Here is a 25,836-nt window from a genome sequence, read left to right as displayed (position 1 = left end):
CATCACCTCATGACCGCATGCCACGCGGCGGCATGCACCATCACCGGTAGCATCAGGCCATGCCCATCCACGCTGCCGATCCCACCGCGCCGACCGTCGCCATCGTGGCCTGCCACGGCCAGGGCCTGTTCGAGTTCGGTTGTGCGGTGGGCCTGTTCGCACCGGTGCGTCCGGAACTGGGCGTGGCGTGGTACCGCACGCAGCTGTGCGCGGGCGAACCCGGCGCGCTGCGCATGCTCGGCAATACGCAGGTGCAGTTGCCGCATGATCTCAACGCGGTGGACGATGCGGACATCATCGTCATTCCCGGTTGGCGCGAACCCAGTGAACGCCCGCCGCAGGCGTTGCTTGATGCGCTCGTCCGCGCCCACGCGCGCGGCGCCCGCATCGCCTCGATCTGCTCGGGCGCCTTCGTGCTGGCCTGGGCCGGCCTGCTCGATGGCCGCCAGGCCACCACCCACTGGCGGCTCACCGAAACGCTTGCGCAGCAGTTCCCCCGCATCGGCGTGCGCGACGACGTGCTCTACGTCGACGCCGGCAGCATCATCACCTCGGCCGGTTCGGCCACCGGCATGGACATGATGCTGCACATGGTGCGCAAGGATTACGGCGCGCGCGTGGCCAACCTCGTTGCCGAGCGCCTGGTGCTGGCGCCCTGGCGTGATGCTGGGCGCAGCCAGCGCGTCAGCCGCGCCATTCCCAGCGGCGAGCCGACGCGCCTGGCCAAGCTGATGGAATGGATGCGGCGCAATCTGCGCGAACCGCACTCGCTGGGCAGCCTGGCCGAACAGGCCGCGTTGAGCCAACGCACCCTGCAACGGCAGTTCCTCGACGCCACCGGCCTGTCACCCATCGACTGGCTGATCCGCGAGCGGGTGGCTTTCGCCCGCGAGCTGCTGGAAACCACCGACCGCCCGCTGCACTGGGTCGCCGAGCAGGCCGGTTTCGGCTCACAGGAATCATTCCGCCGCCATTTCCGCGGGCTGGTCGATGCCAGCCCCACCGAGTACCGTAGCCTGCATCGGCAGGGCATCGAAGCCGATCGACTGGTCGGCTGCTGAGGGTAGGCCTGCGGCAACGTCCGCCTTTCCACTCCGCCATCGGACCGGCAAGATATCGCCATGTCCCGCAGGCCGATGGAACGGTGATGACTGACCGCCCTTACAGGAACTACCGCTTCGGGATAGGCGTGTCGCTGGTGCTGGCGGCGTTCATCGCCACCCTTTCGCTCATCGCTGTGGCCACCCCCAATCTGGGTTGGGGCGTTGTGGCGCTGGCCACCCTGGCGATCTGGGTGGGCGTACCGTTGCTGCTGGTGCTTGTGCTGGCGTGGCTGCGCTACATGGTACGGGACCGTGGCCAGGTGCCCGGCCGCGTGCACGCCGTGATGTTCGTGCCCACCGCCGCAGCCATGCTCATCGTTCCGCTGTGGCAGTCCCTGCAGAACACCTGGGACAGCCTCGCCGGCGGCTCGCGTGCCGCCATCGCGGAACTGCACGTCAATCTCAGCGGGCAGCCGCTGTGGCTGGACACCTCGCCGTATGCATCCACCGGCTCCGGCGTTGGCCCGGACCTGCCCATGCAGGGCGACACGCCCGAACGTTTCATCGCCTTCCACCGCTACCCCAACGCGCAGTCCGATGCAGACAGGGCATTCCCGTATGAAGACGGGCGCCTGAAACGCTCGGTGGATCACTACCGCTACGCCACGCCCTCCGGAGATCGTGCCGTCACCGACGTGCCCTTGCTGCGCCACCCCTATCCGGACCTTGCGCCCTTCAACGCGTCATGGAGGCGCCCGGGCACGCCGGAACTGGTGCACCTCTATTACCACTACCGCGATCATGTGGAGGTCGCGCCGGCGCTCGCACGCCTCAGCGGCACTACCGCAGATGATCTGGAGCGCAGCCGCTTCGAAGGCCTGGTGCTGTTCAAGGTCCACAACTACGGCGGCGCGCCCATCGTGCGGATGGAGGTCAATGGCCTCACGCTGGACATCGGAGACGGCGCCATCGCCAGCATCCGGACGCCGCCCGCGGACTGCACCGCGTACGGCTACCCGGACGGCGCCGCGCTGCTTCCGCTCGATCAGCCCTTGCAGGTCCGCTGGCAGACCAGCAGCGAGCCGATGCGCTGGCACAGCGCCCGCGTGCAGGTACCGGCGTTCCGCACGCCGCAGCCCATGGAGGGCCAGTCAACCCTGCAGCGCGTGCTGCTGTATGTGCTGCCTGATGACGCGCTGGCCGCCGAACGCTACGCGGAAATATTCGACCGCGATACGCGGCGCGGCATCCGCGCTACTGGCCTGCCCGCGGCGGCCGCTACGGTGGCCACCTGCGGCAGCGCCTACGCCACCTATGGCGAAGACGCGCCGCCGCCGCTGGCAGACTGAGCAGCGTCGCCGCGGCGCCTGTTCTCAGCGGCGGCCACGCATCCGCCAGCACTGTGCGATGAAACCGAGCACGAACACCACGAAACACCCCAGCAGGGTCTGCAGCACGACCGGAGCCATCGGCGCGGCCGCAATCGGATGTGCCACCGGGATGCGGGTCAGCGTTTCATTCACGCCCGGCACCAGCGACAGCAGGAAGCTGAACGACAACGCGAAGGTGGACAGATACCGCGCCGCCCGCCCCAGGAAGCGCAGGCGCGCGGCTAGCACGCCGCCGAAAGCAACCAGCAGCACGATCACGCCAAAGGCGTGGCCGGGATTGAGTCCGCCCGTGCTGGACACGGTGAACGAGGTTGCCACCGACAACACCAGGCCTAGCAGGTAGAGCTTGCCGGCACGCGTGGCCGGATCGATCGCGCGGTGGCGGACGAAGCCGTAGAGACCGGCCACGATGGGAAGCAGGCTGACGGCAGTGTGGATGACGCCGAGGGCGGACAGCGGGTGTGGCATGGGAGTGCTCCGTTGGGATTAAACAAACCTACTAGTAGGTAGGCATGGTGGGCAAAAAGAGGACCCGCGTTGCCGCAGGCCTTCCGCATACAGTTCTCAGGCGGCGCTCACCCGCGCGATCGCCAGCCGCGCCAGGGCCGCGAAGGTCGCCGCATCGCCAAACCCCCGCGCCGCCAGCATCGCACCGTGCACGGACGCCATGAACGCCTTGGCTTCGTCGTCCGCCGGGCCCTGCAGGCGCAGCTGCCCCTGCGCAGCGCCCTTCTGCAGGGTGCGGGTCAGCCACTCGGTCAGGTCCTCGAAGTGGCCGCGCACTTCCTCGGCAATCTCCACCGGGATCATCGGTGCTTCCGCGGCCAGCATCGCGCAGATGCAGAACGACGCCGTTCCGCCGGCGATGCAGCTGGACCAGTAATCGACATAGGCGTTGAGCTCCAGCAGCGGATCACCCAGCTGCCGGTCCAGCAGCGCCAGTCCCTCGCGCGCCTCGGCCCGGTACAGCACCACCACCGTGCGCACCAGATCGGCCTTGCTGGGGAAGTGGTGATGGATGCTGGCCTTGCTGATGTTCACCCGCGCGGACACGTCCGCGTAGCTGAAACCGTTGTAACCACCGGCTTCCAGCAGGGAACGGGCCTGCGCCAGAATCTCCAGCGCTTTCGGGGACAGCGACTCTTTCATGGCGCAAACCTACTAGTAGGTAGATAGGCCTGTCAACGGGCCGACCCGCGCCGTTCAGTGGGAAGACACATACAGCGCACCGGCTGGCGCGGGTGGCACCGCGAAGCTGCGCCGCATCCGCGCCACTTCCGCCGCCGGCGGCAGGCCGAACAGACGCTTGAACTCCCGGTTGAACTGCGACGGGCTGGCATACCCCACCGCCAGCGACGCCGCCTCGGCGGTCATCCCCTGGCGCAGCATCAGCAACCGCGCCTGGTGCAGGCGCGTGGACTTCACGTACTGCATGGGCGAAGTGCCGGTGACGTCACGGAAGTGATCGTGGAAGGTCGCCACGCTCATCCCAGCCTCCGCCGCCAGGTGTGCCACGTCCAGCGCCGTGGCATAGGCCGCATGGATCTGCCGCAACGCCCGGCCGATGCTGCCGAAACGGCCGCGCATGGCCAGCGCCTCACGCATCGCAGCGCCCTGCGCGCCGGTCAGCACGCGGAAGTACACCTCGCGCACCAGCGCCGGGCCCAGCACTGCCGCTTCCCGCGTGTCGCCCAGCGCATGCAGCAGCCGTATCACCGTGGCCTGCATCGGCGGGTCCATCGGGCTGGCCATCATGCTGCGCGCAGGTGTCTGCCCCGGCGCTTCATGCGCGTCCAGCGCAAGCAGCAGGTCGGCCGCCAGCTGCAGGTCCAGGTGCAGGTAGATCGCCAGCAACGGCGCCTCCGCCGACGCGTCGGTTTCCATGGTGAACGGCACCGGCACCGACACCGCCAGGTAGTGCTGCGCGTCGTACTGGTAGACCTGCCCGCCCAGGTAGCCGCGCTTGACGCCCTGGCAGACGATCACGATGCCCGGGTCGTACAGCACCGGCGTGCGCGCCAGCGGCCGGTTCGAGCGCAGCAGGCGTACGCCCGGCACGGCGGTGAGCGTGTAGCCCTCCTCCGGCGCCAACGCCTGCAGCAGCCCCACCATGCGCGCCTGCGCATCCTGCTGCACCGGATCATCGCCAGACCGCACCGCACACCTCAGAGGAATAGGCAAGATCGGCCGAAGCTTAGGCCTGTAGGGCATCCCCCACAAGCACTACTGTGCAAGCCCGCTTTCCATGAGGCCATCACCATGTCCCCCTCCCGTCTGCTGCTCATCACCGGCGTCAGCAGCGGCTTCGGCCGCGCCCTCGCCGAACAGGCCCTGCAGGCCGGCCACCGCGTGGTCGGTACCGTGCGCAACGAACCGGCCCGCCAGGCGTTTGAATCCCTCGCCCCGGGCCGCGCGTTCGGCCGCCTGCTGGACGTCACCGACCACGCCTCCATCGACGCGCTGGTCGATGCCATCGAAAGCGGCATCGGCGCCATCGACGTGCTGGTCAACAACGCCGGCTATGGCCACGAAGGCATCCTCGAGGAATCCACGCTGGACGAACTGCGCCACCAGTTCGAGGTCAACGTGTTCGGCCCCGCCGCGCTCATCAAGGCCGTACTGCCGCACATGCGCGCGCGCCGCCGTGGCCACATCCTCAACATCACCTCGATGGGCGGCTTCATCACCCTGCCCGGCATCGCCTGGTACTGCGGCAGCAAGTTCGCACTGGAGGGCATCAGCGAGGTGCTGGGCCAGGAAGTGGCCGCGTTCGGCATCCACGTCACGGCCGTTGCGCCGGGATCGTTCCGCACCGATTGGGCCGGCCGTTCGATGGTGCGTGCACCGCGCAGTATTGAAGATTACGACGCCTTGTTCGACCCCATCCGCAGTACGCGCGAGGCCAAGAGCGGCCATCAGCTGGGCGATCCAGAAAAGGCGGCGCAGGCCATGCTGAGCATCATCGACAGCGACGCACCGCCCAGCCACCTGCTGCTGGGCAGCGATGCCGTGCAACGTGTGCGTGAAAAGCTGCAGGCCATGTCCAGCCGCATCGACCAGTGGGAGGTCGTGAGCCGATCCACCGACGGCGGTTGACATGCAGGTATTTACCTGCCCATTCTGTCCGCCATGGATGCAGACAAGGTGTTCAAGGCCCTGGCCGACCCCACGCGCAGGACGCTGCTGGACCTGCTCTGCGCAGACAACGGCCAGACGTCGGGCCAGCTGTGCGAACACCTGGACATGGCCCGGCAATCGGTCACCCAGCACCTGGGCCTGCTGGAAGACGCCAACCTCATCAGCACGGTGCGCCGTGGCCGCGAGAAGCTGCACTTCATCAACCCGGTGCCGCTGCATGACGTCTACGAGCGCTGGGTACGCAAGTTCGAGCAGCAGCGCCTGAGCCTGCTGCATGACCTGAAACGAGAACTGGAAGGAGAATGACGATGTCCGCAGCGTCCACCCGCTTCATCCACGTGATCTACATCGCTTCCACGCCACAGAAGGTGTTCGAGGCCATCACCCGGCCCGAGATCGCCCGCCGTTACTGGGGCCACGAGAACGTCTCGGACTGGAAACCCGGCTCGCGCTGGCAGCATGTGCGCGCCAACGACACGCGCTCGGTCGAGCTGGTCGGCGAAGTGGTGGAAAGCACCCCACCCTCGCGGCTGGTCATCACCTGGGCTGCGGCCTCACAGGCCGACAACCCGGACAGCTACAGCCGCGTCACCTTCGAGATCGTGCCCTACCAGGACATGGTGCGGCTGACCGTCACCCACGACGATCTGGAACCCGGCAGCGGCATGGATACCGGCATCCGCCAGGGCTGGCCGATCGTGCTGTCCAGCCTGAAATCGTTGTTGGAGACCGGCAAGGGCTTGGATGTGTTTGCGAAGCCAGCGTAGTCGTCGGGATGGCTGCCCGCGCAGGCGGCACTCGGGAGATGCCCCCCTGTCGCCGGCTCGGCAAAACTCCCAATCGATCCCAACAATTGAATTATATGGAACAATAGGGAGCACATGGTTCTCGAGTTCCGATATGCCCCCCGCGTTGCTAACCGTCGAACAGGCTGCCCAGCAGCTCAGCCTGCACCCCAAAACCGTCCTTCGGCATATCCGTAGCGGCCAACTGCGCGCGACCCGCATCGGCAAGTCCTATCGCATCACCGCTGAAGACCTCGACGTGTTCACCGGCACCGTGCGTGAGCCCTCCGCTGCGCGCCCACAGCTGACCACGGTGGTGGATATTCCCGGATGCGGTGCGGCACGTGCCGCCGACCTGGTCCGTGCCCTGCATGCGCGCGTCACCGCCCGCGAGGCCGACGATGAGCCGCTGCGCATGGAGACGATCTATTCGCCCGAGCACGATGTGCTCAAGCTGATCGTGATCGGTGGCCTGGCTGGTTCCACGGCGCTGCTGGTCAGCCTGCAGCGTCTGCTGCAGGACCACAGCGCATGAAGCGGCAGCGCCCCGGCATTCCCACGCAGCGCGTACTTGCCGCCTATCGCCAGGTGCTTTCGGACTGGCCGGTACCACACGAATCGCACCATCTCGCCACCCGCGCCGGTTCGACATTTGTGGTCAGCTGCGGCCCCGAACACGGCCCTGCCCTGGTGCTGCTGCATGGCACCCTCAGCAATGCCGCCAGCTGGATGTTCGATGCCGCACGTTGGAGCGAGTACTACCGCGTGCATGCCGTCGACATCATTGGCGAACCGGGTCTCAGCGAAGGCACGCAACCTGCGCTGGACAGCGATGCGCATGCGCAATGGCTGGATGATGTCCTCGACGCACTCGGCGTGGAAAGCGCTGCATTCGTGGGCCTGTCCTTCGGCGGATTCCTGGCAATGGATTACGCGTTGCGAAGGCCTGCCCGGGTTAACGCACTGGTTCTGGTCAGCCCCTCGGGTATCGGGCGCCAGCGTGCATTCCTGCTCAAGGCGCTCCCACTGTTGCTGCTTGGCCGATGGGGGCGCGAGCGCCTGCGCCGTGCGGTCATGGGCCCCGAGCCACTGCATGCACCTGCACGTGCGCAGCCGCTGCTCGACCTGTTGGCATTGATCCGTGCCGAGGTCCGGCCACGTCCGCTGCGCATTCCCCGCATCAGCGACGAGCGCTTGGCTACGTTGCATCCACCGGCAGCCCTTGTCATGGGCGCGCGTGATGCCCTCATCGACACCCCTGCCGCCGCCGAACGCATGAAACGGCTCGTCCCGACGGCGGACGTCACCCTGCTGGCAGACGCCTACCACTACATCCCCGGCCTGCGCGAAGACATCCTCGCCCGGCTGCGTCGACTGCAGAGCCTCCAGCATGAATGATTCCATTGAGTACATCGGCACCATCCGTCTCCTGCGCATCGAGCCGCAGGGCCCGACACTCGATGCCAACGGCCTGCGCGACCTGGTCGGCGATGCCCTTGGGCATCAGGCCGAGTGGATCGCCATTCCGGTGCAACGCCTCTCTCCGGACTTCTTCGAGCTGCGCTCCGGCATGGCCGGGCAGTGGCTGCAGATGCTGGTGAACTACCGCCTGCGTTTTGCCGTGCTGGGGGATGTCAGCGCCCACCGCGCACAGAGCGAATCGCTGGACGCGTGGATCACCGAATGCAACCGCGGCCGCAACGGCTGCTTCGTGGCCGACTGGGACGCGCTGCGGGCGCGGCTTGCGGCGCCGGCCCGCTAGCGCGCGGTCCAGCCCCCGTCCACCGGCAGCGCCGTGCCGGTCATCTGCGCCGCGGCGTCCGAAGCCAGAAAGACCACGGTCTGCCCCAGCTGCTCGGGGGTGACAAACTGCAACGAGGGCTGCTTTTCAGCCAGCAGCGCACGCGCGGCGGACTCTTGGTCGATGCCCTCGCGCTCGGCCAACGCGGTGATCTGCTGCTCGACCAGCGCCGTTCGCACCCAGCCCGGGCAGATTGCATTGGCGGTAATGCCGGTGCCCGCATTCTCCAGCGCGGTCACCTTGGTGAACCCCACCACGCCGTGCTTGGCCGCCACATAGGCCGACTTGTTCACCGAGCCCACCAGCCCATGCGCCGAGGCGATGTTGATGATGCGGCCGGCGCCCTGCTGCTTCATGTAGGGCAAGGCCGCCGCCGTGGCATGGAACACCGCCGAGAGATTCAGCGCCAGGATCGCGTCCCACTTCTCTACGGGAAATTCCTCGATCGATGCGGTGTGCTGGATGCCCGCGTTGTTCACCAGGATGTCGATGCGGCCCATCCTCGCGACGGCGTTGGCGATCATGTTCCGTACGGCCTCGCCCCGGGACAGATCGGCGCCGTCATGCGCCACGCGCACACCGAACTCCGCTTCGAGGTTGGCACGGAGGCTCTCGATCTGCGCCGCATCGCCGAAGCCGTTCAGCACGATGTCGGCGCCCTGTCGCGCCAACGCCGTGGCGATGCCAAGGCCAATACCACTGGTGGAACCGGTGACCACCGCGACCTTTCCGTTCAACATGGGCGAGCTTCCATCACGTGCAGGGGGCCAGTGTAGCTCCGCAACTGCACGCCACGCGTGGATGCGCCCCTCTCGGCAGGAATTCATATTGGCTCTATAGTCGGCGCCATCCACCCAAGGATGGCTCGATGAACCCCAGCAAGGCCCTGCTGCCGGCGGCCCTCGCCGCACTGCTCGCTCCTTCCCTCAGCCAAGCCGCATCGCCCGAGCAGCTGGCAACGCCGCTCACCACTGGCAGTGTGCGCCTGGATATCGCCAGTGGCCGCGTGGAGGGCGATGCATGCCTGTCCAATCGCCCCGCCGACGCACAGGGCCACTTCGTGCTCAATGCCGGTCTGAACGTCGCACGGGTCACCGATGACGAGGGCAAGCCGGTCGGATTCGATGGCTGGTACGACCCGGGCGTGGATGGCGAGGCGCGCGTCTACACTCTGGCCGAGCCCACGGCCACGCTCTGCGTGCAGTACGTGGGCGCGTTCCCGCTGTACCCGAAGCACGATGCCATGGGCGACTTCAAAGGCATGATGGCCTTCAACGGCGACAGCGCCCGTTTTACCGAGCAGTCTGCATGGCTGCCTCAGGCGTTCGACCCCAAGGCCCGCGTGCGCGGCAGCGAAAGCCGCTACGACCTGCAGGTGGACTGCCGCGGCTGCCGCTTCCTGTACCTCAATGGCAGCCCCGCCATCGAAGGCACGCAGGGCCGCTTTCGCAGCGACAACGCGCGGCCCATCCTGCTGTTCGGTGGCAGCGGCCCGATCACCCACACCGCGCAGGTCACGCTCCTCAACGAGAGCCTGCCCACGCCCAAGGTCGACGCGCTGTCCCGCGTCGTGCAGCAGGTGGCCGACGTGCACGCGCGCTACATGGGCGTGCCGCTGGCCGACCGCCCCACCTTCCTGCGCATGGTCACGCTCAACCAGGCCGAGCGCGACCGCGACGGCAGCGAATGGGGCTTTGCCACCTGGCCGACCATCGCCATGAGCGGCAGCATCGGCAACGTGGCCGATTCGCTGCTGGCCGGCGGTGAACAGGCCGAACGGCGCGTGCAGTACGTCGCGCACGAAATGGGCCATTACTACTTCGGCACGCTCAACCGTCCGCAGGGGCCGTACTACTGGGTGCTGCTGGAATCCAGCGCCGAATTCCTGTCGATCAAGGCGCTGCGTCAGATCAGTGGTGACGCTGCGGCGGACCACTATGTTGCAAGGTTGCAGGCCACCGTCGATGCGCTCGATACGCCGCTGCCGGCGCTTGATGCCGTCGATGGCCACTCGGACCTGGGCGAGATGTATCGCTACGTCTATGGTCCGTTGCTGCTACTTTCGCTGGAAAAGCAGGTGGGTGAGGCGAAGATGCAGGCCTTCATGCGCGGGCTGCTGGCCGCGCCTTCACCGAAAGACTGGGCGGAGCTGCAGGCCATTGCACTGAAGGCCAGTATCGATGCCGAGGCCTGGCAGCACTGGCAGGCCAGCTGTGTGGCAGGGGGCAGGCCGAGGTGTCGGGGCTGATGCCGGGACGGGCAATCATCGCCTGATCGCATCACCAACAAGGGCGCCCATTGGCGCCCTTGTTGATTGCAGGGCAAGGCCGAAACGTCGCTTACGCCCCACTGGCATGGGTAGAATTGGCCAAACCCTGTCGTATAAGGCCATGCCATGGAACACCCTCTTGTCGAGGTTCGGGGCGCTGCCCAAGCGCTCAGGGAGTTCGCCGAAGCCCGTGACTGGGCCCAGTTTCACTCCCCCAAGAATCTTGTCATGGCCCTTTCCGGCGAAGTTGGAGAGCTGAACGAGATCTTCCAGTGGATGACAGAGGCCGACTCGTTCAAGGCGGCGACTTCGGAAACCACCGCCAAGGCCGTACGCGATGAAGTTGCCGATGTAGCCCTGTACCTCATCCGGCTGTCGGACGTGCTCGGCATCGATCTGAACGAAGCCGTCAGCAGCAAGCTGGCCACCAATGCCGCCAAGTACCCGGTGGACCTCTCGCGGGGCGTCAGCACCAAGTACAACAAGCTGTCGCAGCCATGATCGTCTACCAGGCAGACAAGGCGTCCTTCCTTCGCCAATGCAACGACGAGGAGATCGAGGAGGTCATCCGCGCCAGCTTCAAGGCGGCGACGAAGGGCGACGTAGGCGAGTCCGAGATCCGTTCCTGGCGCGAGTCGCTTCGGTACGTCGCGCGTGCACTCACCCATCACTCCATTCCCGATGACATCGGCGTGGCGGTGGAGTTCATTCTTCCCCAGTCGAAGAAGCGCATCGACGTCGTCCTGACCGGTCGCTCCGAGGACGGCTCGCCCCACGTCATCATCGTCGAGCTCAAGCAATGGTCCGCCATCAAGCCGACCAAACGCGACGCCATCGTGGAGCTTCGCGAAGGGCAATCACTCGTTCACCCCAGCTATCAGGCGTGGTCCTATGCTGCATTCCTGGAAGGCTTCAACGAAGCGGTCCATGAAGGAAAACTCCAGCTCCACCCCTGCGCCTACCTGCACAACTATGTGCCGGACGGTGTGATCGATTCGCCCCACTATCAGCCCTACATCGAACGTGCCCCGCTCTTCCTGAAGAGCACCGGGGACCTCGAAAAGCTGCGTGGCTTCATCAGTCAGCACACCAGCAAAGGCGATGGCGCGTCCGTGCTTGCCGAGCTGGAGAATGGGCGAATCCGCCCTTCCAAGGCGCTCGCCGACGATGTGCATCGGCTGTTGAGGGGAAACAGTGCCTTTGCGCTGCTTGATGAGCAGAAGCAAGTATTTGAAGCCGCCAAGGCCGCGTGTGCCCAAGCGCACGCCAGCGGAAAGCCCCGCGTCGTCATCGTCGAAGGTGGTCCAGGTACGGGCAAGTCCATTGTCGCGGTGAATCTTCTTGCCGCGCTTCGCGATGGGTTGACCGTCAAGTACATCTCCAAGAATGCGGCACCTCGCGCCGTCTACAGCAACACGCTCATCCAGAAGCCCGAGAACGCCCATCTGGTGCATCTTTTCGGCGGGTCCGGCTCCTTTACCGAGTCGGCACAGAACGCGTATGACGTGTTGGTCGTGGACGAGGCACACCGCCTTACCGAGAAGAGCGGGTTCTATGGAAACCTGGGCACGCACCAGATCCAGGAACTGATAAATGCCGCACTGTGCAGTGTGTTCTTCATCGATGAAGACCAGCGCGTCACGCTGAAGGATGTCGGCACCAAAGAGGCCATCCGGGACTTCGCCATGGCCCGTGGAGCGACGGTGGAGGAGTACATACTGTCTTCGCAGTTCCGTTGCGCGGGTTCAGACGGCTATCTGGCGTGGCTGGACGATGTACTGCAGATCCGGCCTACCGCAAACACGACGCTGGACGAGAACAGCTACGACTTCCAGGTATTCGATGATCCGTCCGCGCTGCATGCCGCCATCGAAGCGAGGAACACCGTCAACCGTGCGCGCGTTGTGGCCGGCTACTGCTGGCCTTGGAACAGCAAGAAGAACAGCAAGGAGATGGACATTGTCATCGGCAGCTACCAGCGCCAATGGAACCTCAATGACGACGGAAGCCTCTGGATCATCTCGCCGGACTCGATCGACCAGGTGGGATGCATCCATACCTGCCAGGGTCTGGAAGTGGACTACATCGGGGTGATCATCGGGCCGGACCTCGTCATGCAGGACGGCGTGCTCAAGACCGTGCCGCGCGCGCGGGACCGGCACGACAAAACCATGAAGGGTTTCGTGAAGCTGTCAAAGGCTCATCCCGCCCACGCCGCTGAACTCGCGGACACCATCATCAAGAACACCTACCGCACCTTGATGACCCGAGGGATGAAGGGCTGCTACGTCTACGCGACCGATCCGCAGGTTGCCGCCTACTTCAGGGCCCGACTGCAGTCCGTCGCCAGCGTTGAGCACGCTGTAGAGGTGGAGGCCTGAGCGCCTCCACCTGACAGGCCATCAGCGGTAGATTCACGCGGGGCGAAGATGCTCCCCCTCAACCCATCACTTCCAGTGATCCGGCCCCAGAAACGGCAGGCTCAACACAAACACCGGAACCGCCACAGGAATCAAAGCGGCACCCAGCACCTTGCCCGCCGCTGCCCCCACGCCCGGCGTGTCCTCCCGCTCCGGCAGGATACGCTCGGCGCGCGCGTTGATCGGCTGCGCCAGCGTAGCCTTCTCCGCCAGCGCCGCAGCGTCCGGCAACTGCACGCGTTCGCCATCGCCCTCGAACAACGCGCTGTAATAGCTGCCACCCTTCTTTGAAAGGTCGCAGGCGCGATCAAAAGCCAGCGAGTAACGGCTCCGCTCCAGCGGCAGGTAGTAGCGCGCGCGCTCATCGACCACCTTGGCTTCGCGCGGTGTAACGTCAATCCGCTCCAGCCTGAACTGCACCGCCTGTTGCGGCGTCACCTGCTCCGGCCGCAGCAGCAGCGCGTAGCTGCCATGCACCTTGGCCTTGTTGGCCGGGTCGCGCCAATCCTCGTGGAAGTACATCTGCGCGCACACCACCGCCTCGCGCAGCGGGCTGTCCATCAGGGCGCGGTAGTCACGGAACGGCGCCGCGTCGAAGCGCATCGGTTCGTCGTAGCGCGGCAGCAGGTACAGCTGCCCATCGTTGGCCACGAAGGCACCGGTAATCTCGCGGATCGAGGTGTGCTGCTCCGGGCCGCTGGCGCACCCGGACAGCAGGCCCAGGCACAGGGCGGAGAGAATGAAGAAGGACGTTCGCATGTCGTGTCGAGGGCTTCCCTGGCAAAGGGCCTCGCCAGAACGCGCGAGGCCAATCCGCCATGGTGCCACGCCGGCCATCACACGCCCAATCAACCGGCTTACTTCAGCCGTTCAAGCAGCCGCTGCCCCACTTCCAGCGCCGAGGCCGGGTTCTGGCCGGTAATCAGCTCGCGGTCCACCACCACATGGCCGGTCCACGGCGTGGTGTTGCTGCTGAACTTCGCACCCGCCCGCTGCAACGCGGTCTGCGGGTAGAACTTCATCTCGCCGCCGCCCAGCAGCGGCTTGGCCTGTTCTTCTTCCTGGTTGCTGATCACCGTCATCCGGTAGCCGCTGTAGATCCACTTCGGCGTGGCCGGCGTGGCCGGCGTCGCCCCCGCGTCCAGCTTCGCCACGAAACCATCGGCGTCCGACAGCGTGGACAGCAGCGCGATCGGCCCGTGGCAGACCAGCGCGGTGGTCTTGCTGCGCTGGTGGAAGTCGGCCAGCAGCCGGCCCAGCGCCGGGCTCTTCAGCAGGTCCTGCATCGGCGCGTGGCCACCGGGAATGTAGACCGCATCGAAGCGCGCGTAGCCCTGCTGCTCCACACGCGCCAGGCTGACCACCGGCGAGGCGGTCGCCGAGGTCAAGGCCAGCTTCTCCAGCAGCTCCTTGTGCAGCGTCAACTGCGCGGCATCGTTGCCGAAGTACGCCGCCGTCACCGAGGACGCATCCACCGTCGGCGCCCGCCCCTGCGGCGTGGCGAAGGTCACCTCGTGGCCGGCGTCCAGCAGCAGCTTGACCGGCTGCATCAGCTCGTTGAGATAGAAGCCGGTGGACAGCACCTTGCCGTCCTTCAGGTCCAGGTGGTTTTCGTCGGACAGCACCACCAGCACGTTGGCGGCCTGCGCGCCGCTGGCGGCCAGGGTCAGGGCCAGCGCTGCGGCCAGCCGGGTCATCAGGTTCATGGGGAGCTCCTGTTCGGGGAATGGCGGCCACTTTATTCATCGCCCCAGCGGCGATAAATTGGCCCCATCGCAAAACATCTGTTCCCCGGAGAGCCAAATGAGCCGCAAGTTCGACTATCTGGGCGATGTGGAGGTGTTCCTGGCGGTGGTGGAGCACGGCTCGTTCACGGCGGGCGCAGTGGCGCTGTCCACCACGCCGTCGGTACTGAGCCGCGCGGTCACGCGCCTGGAAGCGCGGCTGGGCCGCCAGCTGCTGCAGCGGACCACCCGCCGCGTGGGCCTGACCGACGCCGGGCGGCTCTATCTGGAACAGGTGCGCACGGCCTTTGGCCTGCTGGACGACGCCGAGCGCGACGTACTGGCCCAGGACGGTGCGCTGGCTGGTCGCGTGCGCCTGAGCGTGCCCACCACCTATGGCCACTACCGGCTGCCGCCCGTGCTGGCGCGCTTTGCGCAGCAGTACCCGCAGGTGCAGGTGGAACTGAACATCACCAACCGCAACGTGGACCTGGTGGCCGAAGGCTTCGACCTGGCCATCCGCCTGGGCCAGCTGCCGGACAGCGGGCTGGTGGCACGCAAGCTGGAAGACGCGCCGCTGCTGCTGGTGGCTGCTCCGGACTATCTGCAACGCCATGGCACGCCGCAGACGCTGGACGACCTGCAGCAGCACCTGTGCCTGCCCTTCGTGATGCCGCGTACCGGGCGGCTGGCGCCGTGGATCTTCCGCGACGACGGGCGCGACGTGGACTGGCTGCCGCGTTCGTCCATCGAGACCTCCGACGATGTGCTGGGCGTGGTGTCGCTGGCCGAACAGGGCATCGGCATCTGCCAGAGCTATGAGTTCATCGTGCGCGAGCGGTTGCAGCGCGGGCAGCTGGTGGAGGTGCTGCCGCAGCTCCGGGGGCGGTCACGGCCGTTCTCGGTGATCTATGCGCCGCATCGGCGGCAGTCGGCGGCGGCGCGGGCGATGATTGAGTTGTTGGTGGGGAATGCGGGCGCGGTTGAGGAAGGTGTTCGTTGAGGAGCGCTGCCTGCTGGCGGTGTCGTGATTGAACCGATTTTTCAGGTGCGCGGGTGATCGGGCAGCGTCGCCATCCGATTTTGAGACGAAAGGGGTGTTAAGAAGGCTGTCGCGCTATTCGCTTGTTGCGTGGGCGATTACGCCAGTTTGATTCGCAATCAGCAGGGTGACTGCGCGAATGCGTCTGGCGATGTCGCGTGCTGCACGAATGGTGCGTGCCACAATAGTTCTTCGCTCTCGATTCCTGCGATTTCTTCGGGAATTTCTATTGGCATTCGGAGCGACGGCGTAAACACCATGGCGCGCCACCGACAACGGGTGGCACCGGGTCTGCAAACCCGCGATGAGAAAAGCACCAGTTGTTTACGCTTACCCGTCGGCACCGTTCTTGAGCGGTGCCGGCGGGTAATCCGTCGGCCTTTATGGCGGGCGGTGCGTGGGGGCCTTAGGGCCCGCCGGTCTATGGTGCTATCTCATCCCGGTTTGCAGCCACGCATCGTCCGCCACCCCGCTTACGCGGTGGCGCTGTCACGCACAGCCAGGGAAACCGACGCCATGAACGATTCCGAGAACTTTTCCTCGTATACATCCGTTGAGCCCATCAACGACGACACCCCGCCGCCCGACCTCAACTCCCTGATTGGCATCCTCAAGCGCATCCGTCGGTGTGAAGGCGCTGACGGCTTGCCTTGGCCGGAGAACGATGTGTCGCCAGGACGGCGAGTCAGCCTCGCGAGGAGTGAGCGCGCGATGGTGGGCGCGCTGACGGTGCTGGAGGTGCTGCACGCCGCGGATCGCTGCCGGGTGGCGGCTGACCCGGAGCGGCATTTGGATGAGGGGGTGGTGGATGGGTTGTTTCTGGCTTGCCGGGGGTTGCTTGAGTGGGCTTGTCAAGAAGTTAGGCCTGGGTGTGACAACTGACAGATTCTTTCAAAGGAATCTGGCTATGCTCATCCGGAATTCGCTGCGATAACTGCAAGCCAATGCAGACTTTAATGGCACTGAGAGTTCAATGCAACTAACTAAATCTAATTTATTCATACTGCAGCCTAGGGATGAGGGCACATACAAAACTTGCACTCATATGCGCGGCATACCCGTGGAAACTGTCGTTCTTTTGCCCATCGCCGAAATCGCATACGGATTTTACAGCAATCGCTTTGGCCTGTGGCCTTCCGCAGTACTCTACGGCCGTCAATATGCCGTAATTCTCCATATCAATGCCGACTAGGTTTTTATGCTGCGCTCGGATATCCGCCATGAGTGATTCCACCTGCAAAACCGACGCACCGCTCGCTGTCGCGTCTATATGCACACGTGGAACAATCTGAGGCCTATGTCCATCGTAGGACTTCGCAACCGCCTCCATGAGCCCAGGCTCTTCAGACAACAAAGTAATCTCCCGCCTTATGTCCTCATTCAAACGCCAAGGATACGCCGCCGGCTTAAATACCCTGCCAGAGCCTTCGACCTCACTCCACTTTCCACTACCCCAATCAAATACGGGATCAGAAACAAGCAGGTCACCAATACTGGTCTTCTCCTTTACGCCAGCGCAGATGCCAGAAGTTACTACATATCTAGGACGGAACGTCATAATTAACTTAGCGGCAATCACCGAAGCAGCGGGCAGACCCATCCGGGGGGAAGAAACTGCAACAACACTCAGCTCACGGTCATCCGACTTCAGAATTCCCCGGAAGTATCTCGCCGGATCAAAGGGAACCCCGAACTCTTCGCAGTCAATCAATAGCGACTTGTAAGGCTCCAATTCTTCGTCGAGCGCAAGAACGAGTCCCACATCGACGTGGAAAGTCGCACCATCATTCTGATAGGGAGGACGATGCTTAGAGACGAGGAAGTCGACCGCATCGGATAAAGAAGCTGCCCAACTCAGGTCGTCAGATCTATATTTTACCAACTTCCATAAGGCGGACGAGAATACACTCGACGCATCGGAGAACTCATCATCATATGCCGTCATACCAAAGATGTACGTCGGCGATATGGCAAGATCGTTATTCCTTATAAAGCGAATCACCTCAATACCCGCACCCTTTGAAGGCCCCTCATCAGCTCTATTTGGAACATTAATATCAAGTATCAATAGATCAAATTTTACAATCTTCAATTTCCGCTTTGCATCAATTACATTATCAACGTGAGTAATGTTATCCATGCCAATTCCAGGCATCCTAGCCAGATGGGCAATAATTTTCTGCTTTTTTTCCTGCTGGTCCTCAACCACAAGAATCTTAATCATTTTATATCCGATTGAAATTTAGCAATAACCCGCTTTAGTTCCGCTTGCCATCCCGAGGATCCCATTTGAAAGTAGACGCTACCAAGAAACAGACCCCCAAACTCACTCTCGCACATCAGGGTCATATCCTCGTAGCTTGTTTCAAGGTCGCCCTCTCCAAATGACTCAAGCATTGTCACAACAATCGCTGGCACAGACATACCGTGAAGGCGAACCTTTCGCAAAAGATCGTAGCCACCAAGAGGGCGGGGCTTCCCCGTGCGGGCCCCAGGACTTCTGTCATAGTTTGGGAGCGCCATATCCACCACCAAAAGATCAGGCTTATTGGTCCGGACAGCGGAAAGACCACTTATGTAGCTTCTAAAAATCTTAACACTTATATTAGAACTTAAGGATTGAAGAAATGAAGAGACGCTTTCGGCCTTTAGGGGATCATCCTCAACCACATAGATCAGCATTTTCTGCAACCTCCCCAGTGAGTATTTGGAGTGTAGCCACAAATGCTCTCTCATCATCTTCGATGGCAAATTCAATACAATAATCACGCCTTAGGTCAAACTTCAGAATTCGCTTCAGCTTCGAGAGACCAGATCTACCTTCACTCCGAGCCATTGAGAGATCCAAATCCTCAGAGTGCTTAGCGAGAGCAGCTTCAGCGTTAGTCCTTAGAACACATAAATCGGCATCCAAGGAAATATCATTCCTAAAACGCAATGAAATTGATCCTAGCGCCTCTCGAATTTCGATATCAATTGGAGTCTGCCGGCCTGAAGCATAGAACCCGCCATGCTTAATAGCATTTTGAAGAAGGAGGAAAAGAACCTCCACAAAGCCATTTAGCTGAACGCCGGGCAGCTTTAAGGAGGTCTCAACAATATGGCTCTCTTCCAGCGACCTGCCCGTATAGCAATTTTCTATTTGCTTCAGCGCAACAAGTAAAGCCGTCTCCACCTCAAACGGCGTTTCGCTTATATCAGCAGGCCGCTTAAACCAATTGTATATTTCATCAATCTTGGCATGCATCGCGACCTTAGATCTAGCCAGAGAATTCAGAATACCCGCGTTTCTGGCTGCCGTTATCTCGTTCAAGGAGGTCGAGAATTTTTCAATCGCCGCATTCAGACCAGAGCCAAGATCCACACGCACTTTGGTCTTAATTTCACCCAATGAACGATCCACGAGTGTCCAAGCATGATCAAACATCAGCGACAAGAACTCCTCGTAAGAAGTAGAGGTCGTAATGCTATCCGCCAATGTTCTTATTTCATCTTGCGAAGGAGCCTTAAAGTAAAATAGCCCATTTCTCTTGGAATCAATTCTCCTAATATGGAGTAAATCATCACGGTACAGTTTAACGAAATCACTTATCCTCGAAGATAATCTGGAAAATGCCTTATCTATCTCAGCTCTCTCCGCAGAAGAGCAAAAATAAAGTCGGTCCCTCCAATAGTCGGGAATCACCCACATGGAACTAACTGAATCAAAATTACTAAGAAGCTGCTCTTCTGCAAATGGGGCGCGAATATGACCCTCAATTACACCATGGCGAATGCTCGTACTAAGATTGGTATCCAAGCCGAACGCATGATTTAGCGCAAATACATCAATAAAATGATTTCTCATCTGCTCAAATAGGCTGATCCTCTCGGAGGCTGCCGGCGCAGTTAAATCCCTAGCCTCCGTATCTCTCATCTTACTGAGGGCCTCCTTCAACATCTTCTCGATCTGCTCCGCTTGGTACTCGAGCACGGGCGAGGACAAGAGAAGTTGGTACCGATCAAAAGATTCCTTCAGGCTATCTTTAACCACGGAGGAAATACCCGAAGTGTCAACATAAATCATATTTGACTGAACATGATTAAGAAGATTGGAAACATTCTGCTCCCTGGTGATCGTCTTAATCTCCTCAGAGTATTCCTTTGAATTAGACGAATCCATCTCCATAAGGCGCTGACATATCGATATTCTTTCACTTTCAACCTCTTCAACGCTATCAAAAGCCGTTGAATCTTCCATGACCCCCGGAGTGCATATATATCTAAGAAAATATATCTCTCGCCCTGTCCCACCAAAATTGCAAAGCTCGGTTGGCCGCTCGCACCCATGAGCCGTTAGGACATTTTCGTAAGAGTCTGAAAGTTCGCCCCCCCACTTGCTATCAGTCTTTGCAGAGAGGTGAAGTAAGATCGCCTTTGAAATTGGATCAATCCCCATTGTCTCCAACGAGATACGCTGCACTAGATCCGACATAGGGTAGAGGCGAAATATATCAGGGGCTTGAAGACAGTGATCAACAGCAATCTCTGCAGCAGAAACTATATCGCCTCTAGCTAGGGCACATCGGAAACGTCCAACTCTTGAGCAACACAGCAGGTAGTCCCCCCCAGACGCCGCAAGACGTTTGAAAGCTGCATCAGATTCTTCAATCAGACCTTTACTGAGATATATTTGAGAAAGATGCATCTCACGCTGCATCGGGTGAAGCTCGTCAGGCAGCGCAGACACGTCACCAGCAATGAGCGCGGACGCCACCTTCTCTGAAAGCGATTCAAAATTGTCCGGGAGTATTCTCCCCATCCTTTCTACACCCACCTCCTCAGCGTAAGTTGGCAGTGCCAAGTCGGCCACACTTCTTCCGAAGGCGGAATAGGGTTGGGAAGATGATATTATTACTTCGCCCAGGTTGCGACCGTCGGTTCGCGATATAAACGACGCGATCTGTCTTGTTACGGGCAGGTGCCCGCAGATTAGCGCTAGCTTTTGCAAATGGAGCCTGCTTCGGACATACGAGTCTGTCGGAAGAAGCATTTCAGTCATGCACTTAGCTATCTGATCGATAACCGATTCTGCACTTAGCTCCTCTGCGCTCCCTCCTTGCAAACTAGCAAGTGCCAGCAATTCAGGGGAGGCTCCATTATCAGCCATTACCAAGTCATACTTTCCGGCAGAATAGCTATCCAAGCAGGCATTCTGACGGACATCAATCGCCTTTCCGAGGAGGCTCTCAATCTCGGGATCTTCTATTGAACGAATTAATTCTAGCGACTCAATTATGCAAGCCCGAGAACCTGCATCAATCTCGCCGCTGAGGTACAAACGAGATGCCACCACGTGAGCATGCAGCCGATCGATCAGCGGGTGCAACTCTTGCCAAGAGAGCAAACTTTTGGCGTCTTCAATTTGAGTTATTAAGTACGGATTTAAGCTATATGTCGCGTAGTCGAAGATGCTACCACTTCCCCTCAATCCGTCAATGATCTCATTTATTGATATAATTGAATAGTTTTCTTCGGATCTCAAACTGCAATAGTATGAAACCCACCCAAGAAGCGGGCTTACGTCTTGGGAAAGCAATTCTTCAAGGAATTTCTTCTGCGCCTGCAACCCCTCAGACAGGGCCAGGAGCTGAATCCTTGATGAAATTAACCATATTGACCAGCCAAAGGCTGCCTGAATATCATCGAGCGAAGTCTTGGCTGATACATAGTCCCCCTTCAAGAAAGACGACTCGTAGGAAACTCGCTCCTTGACGAAGCTCCTAAGCTTTTCCCGCCACAGTCCAATTATCTCCGACGACCACATAAATTCTCTGCAGATATCCGCATGCTGCAGCTGAATTCTTTTCTGGATGTTAGATGGAGTTGCCGGGAACGGGTCTCCAACGGCAGCCCATCTGTACATCGGGTTGGACATCAGCCGCGGAATCACGTCCCGATAAATCCTTGGCTCAACAGCGCATCTTGCCATACTTAAAGCGAGGCGCTTATCCTTCTTTCTCTCCATTAATCTCAGAAAATATCCTACCCCTTCGCTACGCGACAGGTCCTTTCGGAGCTTTGGTGGATTCCGTTTCGCCATATCCGCTTGACTGTTAATAGAATGCAGCGCTGATCTTAGCTTGAATCAGAGCTGGAGCGTATGGAGCAGTGCGGTCGGGACGAGGACACGGTGTTTCGGATGGTCCTAGCGACAAGCAGCACGCCGCCCGGCAAACGCTGGCATCCAAGCACATCAGGTGAGGCGGTCCGAGGTCACACGTCATTACATTGACACATCCAGCCGCGGAGGCTGATGTTAAAAAATGTGCTTGTACAGAAAAGGGCGCCTCTCGGCGCCCTCGTTCTTTCAACTCATTCCCACTCAATAGTCGCCGGCGGCTTCCCCGAGATGTCATAAACCACCCGCGACACCCCCCGCAACTCATTGATGATCCGGTTGCTCACCGTCCCCAGGAACTCATACGGCAGATGCGCCCAATGCGCCGTCATGAAGTCGATCGTCTCCACGGCGCGCAGTGCAATCACCCACTCATAAGCGCGCGCGTCACCTACCACGCCCACCGACTTCACCGGCAGGAACACGGCAAACGCCTGGCTGGTCTTGTCGTACAGGTCCGCCTTGCGCAGCTCATCAATGAAGATGGCATCGGCCTTGGCCAGCAGTTCGGCGTATTCCGGCTTCACCTCACCCAGAATGCGCACGCCCAGGCCCGGGCCCGGGAACGGATGGCGGTAGACCATGGTGCGCGGCAGGCCCAGTTCAACGCCCAGGCGGCGCACTTCGTCCTTGAACAGCTCGCGCAGCGGCTCCACCAGGCCCAGCTTCATGTGCTCCGGCAGGCCGCCCACGTTGTGGTGGCTCTTGATCACATGCGCCTTGCCGGTCTTGCTGCCGGCCGACTCGATCACGTCCGGGTAGATGGTGCCCTGCGCCAGCCACTTGGCGTTGCTCAGCTTGTTCGACTCTTCGTCGAAGATCTCAACGAACAGGTTGCCGATGATCTTGCGCTTGGCTTCCGGGTCGCTCACGCCTTCCAGCGCCTTGAAGTAACGGTCGGCGGCATTCACGCGCACGACCTTCACGCCCATGTGCTCGGCGAACATCGCCATTACCTGGTCGCCTTCCTGCCAGCGCAGCAGGCCGGTATCCACGAACACGCAGGTCAGCTTTTCGCCGATGGCCTTGTGCAGCAGCGCAGCCACCACGGACGAATCGACGCCGCCGGACAGGCCCAGGATCACTTCGTCATCGCCCACCTGTTCGCGCACGCGGGCGATCTGGTCGTCGATGATGTTGGCGGCGGTCCACAGGGTCTGGCAGCCGCACACGTCCACCACGAAGCGGCGCAGCAGCGTCTGGCCCTGCAGGGTGTGGGTCACCTCCGGGTGGAACTGCACGCCGTACCAGCGCTTTTCTTCGTTGGCCATGGCGGCCACCGGAATGCGGTCGGTGGTGGCGGTGATGGTGAAGCCCGGCGGCGCAACGGAGACGTGGTCGCCGTGGCTCATCCAGACATTCAGCTTCGGCTCGCCGCCGTGGTCGCTCAGGCCCTTGAACAGTGCATCCGGGTTGATGACGTTCACTTCGGCGTGGCCGAACTCGCGCTGGTCAGCGGCTTCGGTGGCACCGCCCAGCTGGGCAGCCAGGGTCTGCATGCCGTAGCAGATGCCGAAGATCGGCAGGCCACTGTCGAACACTTCCTGCGGTGCAGCCGGGGCACCCGGCAGCGTGGTCGATTCCGGTCCACCGGACAGGATGATGCCCTTGGCGCCGAAGCCGGCGATCTCGGCCGGGTTGTGGTCCCACGCCCAGATTTCGCAGTAGACACCCAGTTCGCGGATGCGGCGGGCAATCAGCTGCGTGTACTGCGCGCCGAAATCGAGGATGAGGATCTTGTCGTTATGGATGTTGGTCATGGTGCCGTTCCAGTGGTGTTTTTCGCAGCGCCCGGCGCTTCAAGGCTCTGTGTCAGCGTGGCGATGAACGCCTCGCGTTGTTGAATATGTGAGGGGTCTTCCTCGTCCCAGCGCAGCATCAGCAGGCCGTGCGGTGCGGTGGGGTTGGAGCGGTCAGCGCGCGGCAGCTCGGCGATTTCCTGCACTTCGGTGCCGGGCACGATGCGCCGTTGAAAGGCGTGCATCGGGTAACCGGAATCAACGGCGTTGCCCCAGAACGCGGACTGCACGCTCATCCGTTTCGGCTCCAGCGGCCCCAGCTCGGCGGTGACCACAGGATCTTCAAGCCTGTCACCCAGATCGGTAACGCACCGCAGGATGACCTGCAGCGGGCGCTCGCCGGTGCCTTTCAGCAGCCAGCGCTGCTCGCCCGCGGCCTGCACCTGCCAGCCCTTCGGCAGCGAGAACGTGTTCTGGCACGCCTGCACGTGCTGCAATTGCGAAACCGCCGCGCCCGGAGACCCGGAGCGCGGCGGCGGTTCGGACAACGAACAGCCTGCCATCAGCAGGCTGCCCGTAATCGCAAGAGCAGTTCGCAAGCGCATCAGGCGCGGTAGTTCGGCGGCTCTTTGGTGATGGTCACGTCGTGGACGTGGCTCTCACGCTGGCCGGCGCCGCTGATCTTCACGAACTTGGGCTTGCTGCGCATCTCGTCGATGGTGGCGCAGCCCACGTAGCCCATGGTGGCGCGCAGGCCGCCCATCAGCTGGTGGATGATGCCGCCCACCGGGCCGCGGTACGGCACGCGGCCTTCGATGCCTTCCGGCACCAGCTTGTCGGCGGTGGCGGCGTCCTGGAAGTAGCGGTCCTTGGACCCCTTCTCCATGGCAGCCAGCGAGCCCATGCCGCGGTAGCTCTTGTACGAACGGCCCTGGTACAGCTCGGTCTCGCCCGGCGATTCCTCGGTACCGGCCAGCAGGCCGCCGACCATGATGGTCGAGGCACCGGCGGCCAGTGCCTTGCCAATGTCGCCCGAGTAGCGGATGCCGCCGTCGGCGATCAGCGGGATGCGGTCCTGCAGCGCTTCGGCCACCAGGTCGATGGCGGTGACCTGCGGCACGCCGACGCCGGCGACGACGCGGGTGGTGCAGATCGAGCCCGGGCCGATGCCGACCTTCACCGCGTCCGCGCCGCTGTCCAGCAGCGCCAGTGCGGCTTCGCCGGTGCAGATGTTGCCGCCGATGACCTGCACGTTCGGGAAGTTCTTCTTGACCCAGCTGACGCGGTCCAGCACGCCCTGCGAGTGGCCGTGCGCGGTATCGACCACGATCACGTCCACGCCGGCGGCGACCAGCGCTTCCACGCGGCGATCGGTATCGCCACCCACACCGACGGCAGCGCCGACCAGCAGGCGGGTCGACAGATCCTTGGCAGCGTTGGGGAAGTCGGTGTTCTTCTGGATGTCCTTGACGGTGATCAGGCCACGCAGTTCGAACGAGTCATTGACCACCAGCACCTTCTCGATGCGGTTGCGGTGCAGCAGCTGCAGCACTTCGTCGGACGCGGCGCCTTCCTTGACCGTGATCAGGCGATCCTTCTTGGTCATGATGTGGCGGACCGGATCGTCCAGCTCGGTCTCGAAGCGCATGTCGCGGTGGGTCACGATGCCGGCCAGCAGGCCGTCGCTGCCCACCACCGGCACGCCGGAGATGTTGTGCGCCTGCGTCAGGGCCAGCACGTCACGGATGGTGGTTTCCGGGCCGACGGTGATCGGGTCGCGGATGACACCGGCCTCGAACTTCTTCACCTTGGCCACTTCCGCGGCCTGCTGTTCCAGGCTGAGATTCTTGTGGATGATGCCCATGCCGCCGAGCTGGGCCATGGCGATGGCCAGGCGGGCTTCGGTGACGGTGTCCATCGCGGCGGACAGGATCGGAAGCTTGAGCTTCAGGTCTCGGGTCAACCGCGTTTCGAGGTTGACGTCCTTGGGCAGGATGGTCGAGTGGGCGGGGACGAGCGAGACGTCGTCGTAAGTGAGTGCTTCAGCCTGGATGCGCAGCATCGGCATACCCGAGATGTGGGGAAGCGCGACATTTTACCTTGTTTTCGCGCCGCGTGGCAGGGGGTGGATGCGACGCAGTGTCGCGCGGGCGGCGGTCGGTTCAGGAGGGCTTGGGTGGGTGCCAAACTTGGTTGGCACCTGCCAGGAGCGGGTCGGCGGGAATCGCGGGGCATCAATGCAACCCCGGTAGCGGGGGGGGGGGGGCGGGGCGCGGCCGGGGGGCGCCCCACACCCCCGCCCCTTCGCACGCCGCAGCACCCAA

25 protein-coding genes are annotated in these 25,836 nt (G+C 62.2%); 13 read left to right on the top strand and 12 right to left on the bottom strand.

Going from position 1 to position 25,836, the window contains the following annotated elements; all coding sequences use genetic code 11:
* Positions 1-59 precede the first annotated feature (59 nt).
* Both ABE543_RS11495 and ABE543_RS11490 read left to right on the top strand, forming a co-directional pair.
* Positions 60-1,061 (top strand): helix-turn-helix domain-containing protein, encoded by a 1,002-nt coding sequence (locus ABE543_RS11495; protein ID WP_065175558.1) that lies wholly within the window; start codon positions 60-62, stop codon positions 1,059-1,061.
* Positions 1,062-1,147: 86 nt separating this feature from the next.
* Positions 1,148-2,392, top strand: a complete 1,245-nt coding sequence (locus ABE543_RS11490; RefSeq protein WP_277381694.1) for a hypothetical protein — start codon at positions 1,148-1,150, stop codon at positions 2,390-2,392.
* A gap of 24 nt (positions 2,393-2,416) precedes the next feature.
* Here the strand turns inward: ABE543_RS11490 and ABE543_RS11485 are convergent, their stop codons facing one another.
* The 3 genes from ABE543_RS11485 to ABE543_RS11475 all read right to left on the bottom strand — a co-directional run bounded on the left by ABE543_RS11485 (position 2,417) and on the right by ABE543_RS11475 (position 4,591).
* Positions 2,417-2,902 (bottom strand): hypothetical protein, encoded by a 486-nt coding sequence (locus tag ABE543_RS11485; RefSeq protein ID WP_053517571.1) that lies wholly within the window; start codon positions 2,900-2,902, stop codon positions 2,417-2,419.
* A 96-nt stretch (positions 2,903-2,998) separates the two neighbouring features.
* Entirely contained in the window at positions 2,999-3,583 is a 585-nt protein-coding gene (locus tag ABE543_RS11480; protein ID WP_111186666.1) for a TetR/AcrR family transcriptional regulator, read from the bottom strand.
* Positions 3,584-3,637: 54 nt separating this feature from the next.
* The gene (locus ABE543_RS11475; protein WP_231108690.1) at positions 3,638-4,591 is read right to left on the bottom strand and encodes an AraC family transcriptional regulator; all 954 of its coding nucleotides are present in this window, start codon (positions 4,589-4,591) and stop codon (positions 3,638-3,640) included.
* 102 nt (positions 4,592-4,693) lie between these two features.
* On the opposite strand from ABE543_RS11475, the gene ABE543_RS11470 reads away from it, so the two are divergent.
* The 6 genes from ABE543_RS11470 (at position 4,694) to ABE543_RS11445 (ending at position 8,119) form a co-directional block, all read left to right on the top strand.
* Positions 4,694-5,530, top strand: coding sequence for an oxidoreductase (locus ABE543_RS11470; protein ID WP_197600485.1), 837 nt, complete (start codon positions 4,694-4,696; stop codon positions 5,528-5,530).
* Positions 5,531-5,563: 33 nt separating this feature from the next.
* Positions 5,564-5,878, top strand: coding sequence for a metalloregulator ArsR/SmtB family transcription factor (locus ABE543_RS11465; RefSeq protein ID WP_346475698.1), 315 nt, complete (start codon positions 5,564-5,566; stop codon positions 5,876-5,878).
* A 2-nt stretch (positions 5,879-5,880) separates the two neighbouring features.
* Positions 5,881-6,339: an SRPBCC family protein gene (locus tag ABE543_RS11460; RefSeq protein ID WP_111186664.1), complete on the top strand. Its 459-nt coding sequence runs from the start codon at positions 5,881-5,883 to the stop codon at positions 6,337-6,339.
* A gap of 133 nt (positions 6,340-6,472) precedes the next feature.
* Positions 6,473-6,892 (top strand): helix-turn-helix domain-containing protein, encoded by a 420-nt coding sequence (locus tag ABE543_RS11455; protein WP_346475697.1) that lies wholly within the window; start codon positions 6,473-6,475, stop codon positions 6,890-6,892.
* Positions 6,889-7,755 (top strand): alpha/beta hydrolase, encoded by an 867-nt coding sequence (locus ABE543_RS11450; protein WP_197600483.1) that lies wholly within the window; start codon positions 6,889-6,891, stop codon positions 7,753-7,755. Before ABE543_RS11455 ends, ABE543_RS11450 begins: the two co-directional genes overlap by 4 nt.
* Positions 7,748-8,119 carry a DUF4180 domain-containing protein gene (locus tag ABE543_RS11445; RefSeq protein WP_346475696.1) on the top strand — a complete coding sequence of 124 codons (372 nt, stop codon included), beginning with the start codon at positions 7,748-7,750 and terminating at the stop codon, positions 8,117-8,119. Before ABE543_RS11450 ends, ABE543_RS11445 begins: the two co-directional genes overlap by 8 nt.
* Here the strand turns inward: ABE543_RS11445 and ABE543_RS11440 are convergent.
* Positions 8,116-8,898, bottom strand: coding sequence for a 3-hydroxybutyrate dehydrogenase (locus tag ABE543_RS11440; RefSeq protein WP_197600481.1), 783 nt, complete (start codon positions 8,896-8,898; stop codon positions 8,116-8,118). The genes ABE543_RS11445 and ABE543_RS11440 overlap by 4 nt on opposite strands.
* 128 nt (positions 8,899-9,026) lie before the next feature.
* On the opposite strand from ABE543_RS11440, the gene ABE543_RS11435 reads away from it, so the two are divergent.
* The 3 genes from ABE543_RS11435 (at position 9,027) to ABE543_RS11425 (ending at position 12,808) form a co-directional block, all read left to right on the top strand.
* Positions 9,027-10,406, top strand: coding sequence for a hypothetical protein (locus tag ABE543_RS11435; protein ID WP_197600480.1), 1,380 nt, complete (start codon positions 9,027-9,029; stop codon positions 10,404-10,406).
* A 249-nt stretch (positions 10,407-10,655) separates the two neighbouring features.
* Positions 10,656-10,928, top strand: a complete 273-nt coding sequence (locus tag ABE543_RS11430; RefSeq protein WP_227255387.1) for a nucleotide pyrophosphohydrolase — start codon at positions 10,656-10,658, stop codon at positions 10,926-10,928.
* Complete coding sequence (locus ABE543_RS11425) at positions 10,925-12,808, top strand: DUF2075 domain-containing protein (protein WP_197600479.1); 1,884 nt, start codon at positions 10,925-10,927, stop codon at positions 12,806-12,808. The genes ABE543_RS11430 and ABE543_RS11425 overlap by 4 nt, the downstream gene beginning before the upstream one ends.
* A 66-nt stretch (positions 12,809-12,874) precedes the next feature.
* Here ABE543_RS11425 and ABE543_RS11420 read toward each other — a convergent pair whose 3' ends face one another.
* Together ABE543_RS11420 and ABE543_RS11415 are read right to left on the bottom strand one after the other, a co-directional pair.
* Positions 12,875-13,606: a hypothetical protein gene (locus ABE543_RS11420; protein WP_197571523.1), complete on the bottom strand. Its 732-nt coding sequence runs from the start codon at positions 13,604-13,606 to the stop codon at positions 12,875-12,877.
* Positions 13,607-13,704: 98 nt separating this feature from the next.
* A complete protein-coding gene (locus ABE543_RS11415) occupies positions 13,705-14,553 on the bottom strand; it encodes a type 1 glutamine amidotransferase domain-containing protein (protein ID WP_346475695.1) in 849 nt (282 codons plus the stop codon).
* Between the two features lie 97 nt (positions 14,554-14,650).
* On the opposite strand from ABE543_RS11415, the gene ABE543_RS11410 reads away from it, so the two are divergent.
* Positions 14,651-15,574, top strand: coding sequence for a LysR family transcriptional regulator (locus ABE543_RS11410; protein ID WP_346475694.1), 924 nt, complete (start codon positions 14,651-14,653; stop codon positions 15,572-15,574).
* Positions 15,575-16,129: 555 nt separating this feature from the next.
* The gene (locus tag ABE543_RS11405) at positions 16,130-16,495 is read left to right on the top strand and encodes a hypothetical protein (protein ID WP_346475693.1); all 366 of its coding nucleotides are present in this window, start codon (positions 16,130-16,132) and stop codon (positions 16,493-16,495) included.
* 112 nt (positions 16,496-16,607) lie between these two features.
* Here the strand turns inward: ABE543_RS11405 and ABE543_RS11400 are convergent, their stop codons facing one another.
* The 6 genes from ABE543_RS11400 to guaB form a co-directional block, all read right to left on the bottom strand.
* The gene (locus ABE543_RS11400; RefSeq protein ID WP_346475692.1) at positions 16,608-17,837 is read right to left on the bottom strand and encodes a hypothetical protein; all 1,230 of its coding nucleotides are present in this window, start codon (positions 17,835-17,837) and stop codon (positions 16,608-16,610) included.
* A complete protein-coding gene (locus ABE543_RS11395) occupies positions 17,834-18,295 on the bottom strand; it encodes a response regulator (RefSeq protein WP_074901671.1) in 462 nt (153 codons plus the stop codon). The genes ABE543_RS11400 and ABE543_RS11395 overlap by 4 nt, the downstream gene beginning before the upstream one ends.
* Positions 18,276-21,530, bottom strand: a complete 3,255-nt coding sequence (locus tag ABE543_RS11390; protein ID WP_346475691.1) for a hypothetical protein — start codon at positions 21,528-21,530, stop codon at positions 18,276-18,278. Before ABE543_RS11390 ends, ABE543_RS11395 begins: the two co-directional genes overlap by 20 nt.
* Before the next feature lie 437 nt (positions 21,531-21,967).
* Positions 21,968-23,533, bottom strand: coding sequence for a glutamine-hydrolyzing GMP synthase (gene guaA / locus ABE543_RS11385; protein WP_049483147.1), 1,566 nt, complete (start codon positions 23,531-23,533; stop codon positions 21,968-21,970).
* Positions 23,530-24,009 (bottom strand): hypothetical protein, encoded by a 480-nt coding sequence (locus ABE543_RS11380; RefSeq protein WP_346475716.1) that lies wholly within the window; start codon positions 24,007-24,009, stop codon positions 23,530-23,532. Before ABE543_RS11380 ends, guaA begins: the two co-directional genes overlap by 4 nt.
* Positions 24,010-24,116: 107 nt before the next feature.
* Positions 24,117-25,574: an IMP dehydrogenase gene (gene guaB / locus ABE543_RS11375; protein WP_014036909.1), complete on the bottom strand. Its 1,458-nt coding sequence runs from the start codon at positions 25,572-25,574 to the stop codon at positions 24,117-24,119.
* Positions 25,575-25,836: the final 262 nt, after the last annotated feature.

The sequence above is a fragment of the Stenotrophomonas sp. TWI169 genome (assembly GCF_039674705.1).
GTDB lineage: Bacteria > Pseudomonadota > Gammaproteobacteria > Xanthomonadales > Xanthomonadaceae > Stenotrophomonas > Stenotrophomonas maltophilia_P.
Note: the sequence above shows the minus strand (reverse complement) of the source record. Positions and strands in the feature narration are given on the sequence as shown.